The organism is Nocardia sp. NPDC049707 (assembly GCF_040674855.1).
Taxonomy (GTDB): domain Bacteria; phylum Actinomycetota; class Actinomycetes; order Mycobacteriales; family Mycobacteriaceae; genus Nocardia.
The window spans coordinates 52,506-62,191 of sequence record NZ_JBFANN010000044.1 but is presented as its reverse complement, the minus strand read 5'-3'; the positions used below and the strand labels follow the sequence as shown (position 1 = coordinate 62,191).

General features: G+C 66.7%; 9 protein-coding genes. 2 read left to right on the top strand and 7 right to left on the bottom strand.

The annotated features are described in order from the left end of the window. Positions 1 to 100: 100 nt before the first annotated feature. The 3 genes from AB0J29_RS29865 to AB0J29_RS29855 all read right to left on the bottom strand — a co-directional run bounded on the left by AB0J29_RS29865 (position 101) and on the right by AB0J29_RS29855 (position 1,974). Positions 101 to 286 carry a hypothetical protein gene (locus tag AB0J29_RS29865; protein ID WP_364793458.1) on the bottom strand — a complete coding sequence of 62 codons (186 nt, stop codon included), beginning with the start codon at positions 284 to 286 and terminating at the stop codon, positions 101 to 103. A gap of 178 nt (positions 287 to 464) precedes the next feature. Continuing rightward, the gene (locus tag AB0J29_RS29860; protein ID WP_364793456.1) at positions 465 to 710 is read right to left on the bottom strand and encodes a ferredoxin; all 246 of its coding nucleotides are present in this window, start codon (positions 708 to 710) and stop codon (positions 465 to 467) included. 37 nt (positions 711 to 747) lie between these two features. Next, positions 748 to 1,974 carry a cytochrome P450 gene (locus AB0J29_RS29855; RefSeq protein WP_364793454.1) on the bottom strand — a complete coding sequence of 409 codons (1,227 nt, stop codon included), beginning with the start codon at positions 1,972 to 1,974 and terminating at the stop codon, positions 748 to 750. Between the two features lie 186 nt (positions 1,975 to 2,160). On the opposite strand from AB0J29_RS29855, the gene AB0J29_RS29850 reads away from it, so the two are divergent. Then, entirely contained in the window at positions 2,161 to 5,301 is a 3,141-nt protein-coding gene (locus AB0J29_RS29850; protein ID WP_364793452.1) for a BTAD domain-containing putative transcriptional regulator, read from the top strand. Here the strand turns inward: AB0J29_RS29850 and AB0J29_RS29845 are convergent. After that, positions 5,285 to 6,034, bottom strand: a complete 750-nt coding sequence (locus AB0J29_RS29845) for an ABC transporter permease (RefSeq protein WP_364793450.1) — start codon at positions 6,032 to 6,034, stop codon at positions 5,285 to 5,287. The two genes, AB0J29_RS29850 and AB0J29_RS29845, sit on opposite strands and share 17 nt — an antisense overlap. Then, complete coding sequence (locus AB0J29_RS29840) at positions 6,031 to 6,972, bottom strand: ATP-binding cassette domain-containing protein (RefSeq protein ID WP_364793448.1); 942 nt, start codon at positions 6,970 to 6,972, stop codon at positions 6,031 to 6,033. The genes AB0J29_RS29845 and AB0J29_RS29840 overlap by 4 nt, the downstream gene beginning before the upstream one ends. Before the next feature lie 145 nt (positions 6,973 to 7,117). Here AB0J29_RS29840 and AB0J29_RS29835 point away from each other — a divergent pair, with 145 nt between their 5' ends. Continuing rightward, complete coding sequence (locus AB0J29_RS29835) at positions 7,118 to 7,720, top strand: hypothetical protein (RefSeq protein WP_364793446.1); 603 nt, start codon at positions 7,118 to 7,120, stop codon at positions 7,718 to 7,720. A gap of 131 nt (positions 7,721 to 7,851) precedes the next feature. Here the strand turns inward: AB0J29_RS29835 and AB0J29_RS29830 are convergent, their stop codons facing one another. Both AB0J29_RS29830 and AB0J29_RS29825 read right to left on the bottom strand, forming a co-directional pair. Next, positions 7,852 to 9,183 (bottom strand): RNA polymerase sigma factor, encoded by a 1,332-nt coding sequence (locus AB0J29_RS29830; protein ID WP_364793444.1) that lies wholly within the window; start codon positions 9,181 to 9,183, stop codon positions 7,852 to 7,854. 12 nt (positions 9,184 to 9,195) lie between these two features. Further along, complete coding sequence (locus AB0J29_RS29825; protein ID WP_364793442.1) at positions 9,196 to 9,615, bottom strand: YciI family protein; 420 nt, start codon at positions 9,613 to 9,615, stop codon at positions 9,196 to 9,198. Positions 9,616 to 9,686: the final 71 nt, after the last annotated feature.

Below are 9,686 nucleotides of genomic sequence, written 5' to 3'. Positions count from 1 at the left end.
GACCCGACCACCACGAAGCGATCGTCTACATCGCCATGATTGCTGTCATGTCACGCCGCCTCGCTCGCACCTGACACAGTTCTCAGACGCTCACTCAGTGTTACCCGGATCGCGCACCGACGTGGGCCGCGACCGCTGTCCCCCAAATCGCCCGGATGCGGGACGTCGAATACGGCGACGTCTTCTCCCCGTCGAGAGCGGAAATAGCGGCCTCGACTTCGGCAGGGTAGATATTGACGCCTCCCGAGATGATGAATGCGATCGCGAGGGAGAAATTCGATGTCATTACACAACATCCCCGCGACACGATCACCATCAGAAATTCCGGCGAATTCCGACGGCGACGAACGCCGAAGCGAGACAGTCTGCGCGGTAGTGCGAGTTGGACTGTGCGTGTACCCGTGCACCACAGGCGATCGTCGGGACCACGCATGCGCGCATGCTGTCAGGTCCGATATCGGTGCTCAGTGCGCTGACAGATCCCGGTCGTCGTCCGTCACCGCCGTCCAACGGACCGGTCGATCATCGAGCGCGAGTGCCCCGGACGGGCAAGCCTCCACGGCCTCCCGCGCTGCGGCGTGCCTGTGCTGCGGTTGTGGGGCGAGCAACCGCACCCTGCCGTCGTCCTCGTCCTGATCGAAGACCTCCGACGCGATAAGGGCGCACATGCCCGAGCTGATACAGCGCTCCCGATCCGCGGTGATACGCATTTTCGCCATCTCCTTTCGCGAGGCTCGCCAGACGGTTCTACTTGGCCGATTCCGTCCAGGTGACCGGCAGTTCGTGGACGCCGTAGATGTTCATATCGGTCCGGAGTCTCACCTCGCCGGCGGGGATGGCCAGTTCGAGGGTCGGGAAGCGGCGCAGCAGTCCGGCGAAACCGGCGCGCATCTCGATGCGGGCCAGCTGCTGGCCGAGGCATTGGTGGACGCCGTGGCCGAAGGACAGGTGGCCGCGGGCCTTGCGGTGGACGTCCAGAGCGTCCGGATTGTCGAAGCGCTGGGGGTCGCGGTTGGCGGCCAGCAGTGAGACGACGACGGTCGATCCCGCGCGGATCGTTTCACCGCCGAGCTCGATGTCCTCCGTTGCGTAGCGATAGAAGATATCGGCGACGGACAGGTAGCGCATGAGCTCCTCGACGGCATCGGGGAGCAGATCCGGGTCGGCGCGCAGTTGCGCCAGCTGCTCTGGATGCTCCAGGAGCGCGAAGGTGCCCAGTGCCAGCATGTTGGCGGTGGTCTCGTGACCCGCGAGCAGCAGCAGGAACGCGATGCCCACCAGCTCCTCGATGCTGAGGTCGTCATCGCGGGCCAGATCGGACAGCAGGTCGTCACCGGGCTCGGCGCGTTTGCGCGTGACCAGTTCGGCCAGGTACGTGGTCATCGCGCCGTACGCGGCCATCTTCTCGTCCAGCGATTGGTCCCTGACCAGGAACTGGGCCGAGTTGACCTGAAAGTTCTCCCGGTCCGCGTAGGGGACACCGAGCAGTTCGCAGATCACCAGCGAGGGCACCGGCAGCGCGAATTCCTTGACCAGGTCCACCGGTGGGGTCAGACATGCCATGTGTTCCAGTTGCCGCTCGGCGATGTCGATGATGTGCTCTTCGAGCTGCTTCATGCGTCTGACGGTGAAGGCGCCGGTGAGCTTGCGTCGCAGCCGGGTGTGGTCCGGCGGGTCCATGGCGACGAACAGACCCCGCACCTGCGGGGAAGGTTCGGTGAGGACGGGCATGCCGGGAATTTCGTGTGCCGCGTGCACAATGCCGATGTCCTGGCGGGAGCTGAATCGGGTGTCGGCCATGAGCTTTCGGACCGCGTCGTAGCCGGTGACGAGCCAGCCTTGGTGCCCATCGGGGAAGACCATCGGACTGACCGGGCGTACCTCGCGTAGCCGGGTGATGTCACGGGGCGGGTCGAAGGGGCCCGCATCGCGCTCCAAGGGGAGGCCGTGCGGGATGGGAGCCGTCTGACTCATCGGATTTCCTTTCCGTGGCGGTTGTTGCGACCACGTTCGCCGACGGACCTGACATGCGACTGTCACGGCGCTGTCACCGGCCGTGCCGGAGCCATGGTCGGTGACAGCGCCGGATGACGACGAGAGCCAGTACCGCGGCAACTTGCCGCGCCGCACCGCCAGATTGCCCGTGGCAAGATCGGCCGGGTGCAGATCGGGATACTTGGACCATTCGAGATTCGCTCGGGCGACGGTGTTTTCGCCGATGTGCCGGGCGCGCGGCTGCGTGGGCTGTTGATCGCCCTCGCACTCGAACCGGGTCACGCGGTCCCGAAGGCGACGCTCATCGACTGGATCTGGGGTGAACACCCGCCCGCCGACGCGGCTAATGCCTTGCAACGGTTGGTTTCCCGACTGCGGAAGGTGCTGCCGGAAGGATCGATCGAGGGGCAGACGGACGGCTACCGGTTGCGGGTGGAACCCGACGCTGTCGACGCCGTGCGGTTCGAACGCCTCGTCGCCCGAGCCCACAATGACGATGCTCTACGAGGGGTACAGCGGCTGCGCGAGGCCCTCGCATTGTGGCGTGGTGCGGCCATGCAGGACGTCGGTCTGCAGGAGAGTGCGGCGTTCGACGCGGCGGTCACCCGGCTCGAAGGGCTACGCCTGACTGCCATGGAGGATCGGTTCGATACGGAGATCAGTCTCGGCCACGGTGCGGAGCTGGTCACGGAACTGACCGACTCGGTGGCCGCGCATCCGGTGCGCGAACGGCTTGTCGCCGCGTTGATGCGTGCCCTCGTCGCGACCGGTCGCGATACCGAGGCGCTGCGCGTGTACGAGCGCACGAGACAGACCCTGGCCGACGAACTGGGCGTCGACCCCTCAGCGGAGCTGTCCGCCGTGCACGTCGCGCTGCTGCGCGGCGAGTTGAGACGGCGGGAGGAGAACCGGAAGACCAACTTGCGTGCCGAGCTGACCAGCTTCATCGGCAAGGACTCCGATGTCGCCGCGGTCGGCGAACTCAACGCCGAACATCGGCTCACCACCCTGATCGGACCGGGCGGCTCGGGGAAGACCAGACTGGCCACGGAAACCGCGCGCACGCTGCTCGGCGACCTGCCGGACGGGGCCTGGCTGGTCGAACTCGCGGCCATCGCCGCCGACGGTGACGTCGCACAAGCGACGCTCGCCGCGCTCGGACTGCGGGATGCGCTGCTCGGCGAGGCATCGGATGCGGAGCCGACGGATCGGGTCATTGCCGCGATCCGCGAGCGGGCGATATTGCTGATTCTGGACAACTGTGAGCACCTGATCGAGCCTGCGGCGACATTCGCCCATCGGGTGCTCGGAGAGTGCCCGCGGCTGCGGATCCTCGCGACGAGCAGGGAACCCCTCGGCATCACCGGCGAGGCGCTGTGGCCGGTCGTGCCGCTGGCCTTGCCGAAGGGGGACGCCGACCCCGGCGAGATCGCATCGTCTCCGGCCGTCCAACTGCTGCGGGACCGAGCCGGCGCGGTGCGCAAGGACCTCGCGACCGACGCCAACACATTGGCGACGTTGGCGCGCGTCTGCCGGGCGCTGGACGGGATGCCGCTGGCAATCGAACTCGCCGCGGCCAGGTTGCGCACCATGTCCCTCGATCAGCTCGCCAATCGGCTCGACGACCGGTTCCGTCTGCTGACCGGCGGCAGCCGTACCGCACTGCCGCGGCACCGAACACTGCGCGCGGTGATCGACTGGAGCTGGGAGCTGCTCACCGATGCCGAACGGATGGTGCTGCGCAGGCTCTCGGTGTTCTCCGGTGGTGCGAGCCAAGAAGCGGCCGAACGGGTCTGCGCGGGTAATCAGGTCGAGGCGTGGGAGGTGCTCGAGTTGCTGACCGCGCTGACCGAGAAATCGCTCGTGGTCACCGCGGGCGACGGGGCGACACGCTACCGGATGCTCGGCACGATCAAGGAATACGCCGAGCAGCGTCTCGCGGAGGCGGGGGAATCGGATCCGGCGCGTCGCGCGCATCGCGCGTATTTCACCGAACTCGCCGAAACCGCGGATCCGCATCTACGCCGGGCCGAGCAATTGGAATGGCTCGCCACGCTTGAGGCTGAGCACGACAATATCGCCGCCGCGATGCGCGGTGCGCTCGCGGCCGGCGAGGCGGACGGGGCGATGCGGCTCGCCGCTGCCGCTGGCTGGTACTGGTGGTTCGGCGGGCACAAGGCCGAGGGCAACGAGCTGATCATGGCGGCCACTGCCCTGCCCGGTGCGGTGGCCGACGAGATCCGGGCCGTGGTGTACGCGTACATCGTGCAGTTTGTGACCTCCGGGCCGCAAAGTGACCAGTACCAGGCGCAGGAGTGGATCCAGAAGGCTTACGAAATCAGCCAGCGTGTGCCGAGCCGGCACTGGGCGCTGAGGTTGGTCGCCCCACTGGAGCGCATGTTGCATGGGCCGGACGCGATCCTGCCCGCGTGGGAATCACTGCTGGTCGACGAGGAACCCTGGATACGCGCCCTGGGCCGGCTGCAGCTCGGCAAATTGCGGATCCAGCTCGGCCGCGACGGCCGGGATGCGGATACCTATCTCGAGACGGCGCTCACCGAGTTTCGCGCGCTCGGCGAACGGTGGGGGATCTCGTTCGCCCGGACCGAGCTGGCGAATCGAATCGCCGTACGCGGCGAATTCGCCGCTGCGTGCGAGCACTATGAACAGGCGATCGCGGTCGTCACCGAGATCGGTGCCATCGACGATGTCGTGCCGCTGCGGTCGCGGCAGGCCCAATTGTACTGGCTGATGGGCGATGCGGAGTCGAGCGCGGCGGCGATGGCCGAGGCGCAGCGGTCCGCGGAACGGGTCGCTTGGCCGACTGTGCTGGCCGAGCTGGCGCTGTCGAAGGCGGAGCTCGCGCGCTGGAGCGGCAATGCCGAGCAGGCACGCCAGCAACTCGACGTCGCGACAGCGCTGCTTGGCGATGCCGCCGAACGGGCAATCGGCCGCGCCGTGAAACAGAATCTGCTCGGCTATCTTGCCGAGGATCTCGACGAGGCCCGCGCACACCGCGTCGCGGCCCTGCAAGCGGCGTCCGAGGCGGGGCACGCACCGCTGCTCGCCGGGGTGCTGGTCGGGACCGCGGATCTGGCGCTGCGTGCGGAACAGTACGAGCAAGCCGCGCGGCTGCTCGCGGCGAGCACCAGCGTGCTCGGTCTGCCGGATCGTTCCCAACCGGATGTGGCCAGGATCGAGCAGGCCACCCGAAGTCGCCTCGGAGAACCGCGGTTCACCGAGGCGACGCTGGAGGGGACGCAGGCGAGCTGGCACGAGTTGGTCGCGGTCACGCTCGCTTGCTGAACGTGGCACGCGCCCACAGGTACCCGGCGACAGCGATCCCCGCGCACCAGGCGATGGCGACGATCGCATCGCCGGTGTTCGGTGTGCCGTTGAGCAACCCGCGCAGGGTTTCGATGATCGGCGTGAAGGGCTGGTATTGCGCGAACTGCCGCAGGCCCGGCCCCATCTTCTCCGCCGGCACGATCGCGCTGCTGAAGAAGGGCAGCATGACCAGCGGCACGGAGGCCAGACCCGCCGTCTCCGGAGACTTCGCGGCCAATCCCAAGGCGACCGTGAGCCAGCTGGCCGCGAAACCGAGCAGCACGACGATGCCGGCCACGCCGAGCCAGTCGAGCAAACTCGCCGACGGACTGAATCCCAGTAGGAATGCCACCCCGATGAGGGCCGCGATAGCGATCAGATTGGTCAGCACAGTGGCGATGACATGACCGCTCAACACCGCGCCACGGGAGACGTCCATGACCTTGAACCGGTTGATGATCCCCTTCGTCATGTCGGAGTTCACCGACGTCGCGGTGGCCCCCAGCCCATAGCAGACCGCGAGCAGAATCAGTCCTGGCGTCGCGTAATCGATGTAGTCGACACCGACGTTGAAAGCGTCGCCGAACATGTACACGAACATCAACATGATGATGATCGGCATCAGGACCGCATTGAACACCGAGGTCGGGTTGCGGGCGATGTGTTTGAAGTTGCGGCGCAACATCACCATCGCATGGGATTTGGTGCTCATTTCGCTTCCACCTCCGTGGCGTGGCCCGTCAGGGCGAGGAAAACGTCGTCGAGATCGGGTGTGTGCATGGAGAATTCTTCGGCGCTGAGTGCATATTCATCGAGCCGATCCAGCAGAGCCCGCAGCGATGTCGTTCCGCCATCGCTGGGCACCCGCAGGGTCAGTGTCTCGTGGTCCGGCGTGGCGTCGGAGAACAGACGCGCGGCCGCGTCGAGTCGGGCGACGTCGGTGAACCGGAGCCGGACGTGCGTCCCGGGGATCTGGCGCTTGAGCTCGTCGGGAGTGCCCTTGGCGACCAGGCGGCCCTGATCGAGCACCGCGATCCGGTCGGCGAGCTGATCGGCTTCCTCCAGATACTGGGTGGTGAGGAAGATGGTCACGCCGTCGGCCACCAGATCACGAATGATCGACCACATCGTGCGACGGCTGCGCGGGTCCAGACCCGTCGTCGGCTCGTCCAGGAAGATGATCTGCGGATTGCCGACGAGCGTCATCGCCAGATCGAGCTTGCGGCGCATACCGCCGGAGTAGGTCGACGCGGGTTTGTGCGCCGCCTCGACCAGATCGAAGCGATCCAGCAGCTCGGTGACGGTCCGTTTGCCGTCTTTGGCGCCGACCCCGTTGAGGTCCACCATCAGCTGCAGGTTCTCCTGCCCCGTCAGCAGCTCATCCACCGCCGCGAACTGGCCGGTGACCCCGATCGCCGCGCGCACCGCCTTGGCCTCGGTCGCGACGTCATGGCCGGCAACGCGTACCGACCCGCCGTCGGCTTTTATCAACGTGCTCAGCACATTTACCGTCGTCGTCTTACCCGCTCCATTCGGACCGAGCAGGGAAAAGATCGTGCCCGCAGGAACATCCAGATCGATGCCGTCGAGCACAACCTTGTCCCCATATGTCTTCCGCAGTCCTGACACCGCGATAGCTGAATTACTCATGCGACCACCATCGGCCCCCGGCCTGTCACCCACCTGTCACGCCGCTGACACCGTGTTTCACCTGGTCGTTCCTGCGTCAGGCTGGTGACAGGGCGATGTCAGGCCAGACGCCGAGAGTGGTTGCCATGACGAACAACACGATGCGGTGTACGCCCGCAACCCCAACATCGCGGTGAGCGCGAAGGTCGGCAGCAACCACGACCACATCCTGCGCAAGGACTTCCACGCCATCGCAGCAGCCGTCCGCGACTCGCAGCGGCCGGGAACCAGCAGGTTTCGCCGAGCCGACAACCCACCAGCCACTCAATTGCATTCCACCACAACAGATTCCAAGGAGTACACCACCATGTCCATCACCCTCACCGACCAGGACAAGACCACCCTGCGCACCGCCGCCTACGGCGCCGTCTCACTGCTGACCGTCACCGGCTCGCCCCACAAGGCGGCCACCGAAGCCACCATCGCCCTGTGCTCGGCGACCGGCCTGGTCGGGCACGTGCTCGCCTCCGCCAAGTCCAGGGACATCAAACTGAAGGGGAAGTCCGTCGCCGAACTCGCCGACCAGGTCCTGCCAGCCCTGACCGACGCCATGACGCTGCTCGACAAACACGACCCGGCCGAAGCCGACAACTTCCGCACCACCATCAACGTCGCCATCGAAGCAGCCACCCAAGCCCGCAAAGGCCAACCCAGCCCCGTCATGGCCGAGATGACCCGCAAAATCACCGAAGCTCTCGACGCTGCCTGATCGGAGGAACATCAGGTACAAAAGATCCCCAGGTTGTTGACCTGGGGATTTTTCGTCGGGCCGGTCGAGGGTTGCCGTCGGCCTGCATGCTGTGCCTCGTCGCCGGCACCGGGATCTTCGCGCCGGATTGATCAACCATCCGGCTGGGCAGCAGGTCGGGCCGCACCGAAGATGACTCCCCCATGTGATGTCGCGCCTAGTTTCCTCGCCAGCAGGACGCGTTCACGTTCGTTGCCGCACAGTCGCATCGCGAGTTCGAATTCGGCTCGTGCCTCGCCGCCGCGGCCGAGGCGGGTGAGCAGTTCGCCGCGAACGCTCGGTAATAGATGCGAATTCGCCAGGGCTGCTGAGGTTTTGAGTTCGTCGACAATGCGCAGGGCGGCAGCCGGCCCCTGTGCCATGGACACCGCGACCGCACGATTGAGCTCGACGACAGGGGACGGGGCGAGTCTGCCGAGGGCCTCGTAGAGGAGCACGATGCGATCCCAGTCGGTGGTGTCCACGGATGGGGCGACGGCATGGCATTCGGCGATCGCGGCCTGCAGGCCGTAGGCGCCGAGGCCCCGGCCTGCCCGGGTGGCCTGGTCCAGGGCGGCGCGCCCACGGCGAATCGCCGAGCGGTCCCAGCGGCGGCGATTCTGGTGCTCCAGCAGAATCGGCTGGCCGTCGGAGTCGGTGCGGGCGGGGAACCGTGCGGCGGTGAGCTCGAGCAGCGCCAGCAGCCCGTGTACCTCGGGTTCGGTCGGCATCAGCCGGGCCAGCACCCGGGCCAGCCGCTGCGCCTCACCGGCCAGATCGAATCGGATCAGATCGTCACCCGAGGTGGCCGACGATCCCTCGGTGAAGATCACATAGATGACGCTGAGCACCGAACCGAGGCGTTCACTGCGCTCCTGCGCGGACGGCACGGCGAACGGTACGCGAGCTGCCGCAAGGGTCTTCTTCGCCCGCGTGATCCGGGCCTGCACGGTGGCCGTTGGCGCCAGAAACGCCTTGGCGATCTCGTCGCTGGACAGGCCGCCGGCCACCCGCAGCGTGAGCGCGATCCGGGCTTCGCGCGACAGCACCGGATGGCATGCGATGAAGATGAGCGCGAGCATATCGTCGTCGATCTGATCGGGATCCCACAGCGTCTCCGCACTCGCGGATTCCGCGGGCGGGCCACCGGCGGCGACCCCGCCCTCGCCCAGATCGCGGGCGAGGGCGGAGTACCGGTCATCGAGCGCGGCACGCCGGCGGAACGCGTCGATGGCCCGCCGCCGCCCGACGGTGAGCAGCCACCCGGCCGGATTGCGCGGCACACCATCCCGCGGCCAGTTCACCAGCGCCTCGGCCAATGCCTCCTGAGCGAGGTCCTCGGCCAGTGCGAAATCGCCGGTATAACGCGCGAGCGCCCCGACAATCCGCGCGGACTCGATCCGCCACACGGCGGCAACGGCCTCACGACCAGTGGAATCGGCCATTCGCTCAGTGACTCACAGCTGTCCGGTAGCTTGGCGCCACGCCAGTTCCTTCTGAATCCATTCGTTGTCCTGCGGGAATTCGTCGATCGTGGTGACCCGCCGAATCTCGGTCTTGGATCCCGGCCCGAACGAGGGGGCGCGCCTAGCCCATTCGATGGCCTCCTCCTTGGAGGCCACATTCAGAATGTAGAACCCGCCGAAGAGCTCCTTGGTCTCGCCGTACGGCCCGTCCGTAACCACCGGCGGCTCCGACGAATAGTCCACCACCACACCCTCTTCCGGCCCGGCCAGCCCTTCGGCCGCGACCAGCACGCCGGCCCGGATCATCTCGTCGTTGTACCGTCCGATGGTCTCGAGCATCTTCTCGAAGTCGACCTCCGCCATGGCCGCATTGCCCTCGTCGGTGGCCCGCCAGATCAGCATGTACTTCACAGTCATCCTCCTAGTTCCGGGTCGCCTTCCGACCCTCTCACCCCAAGGTCGAACGGAGAACACGACAGATC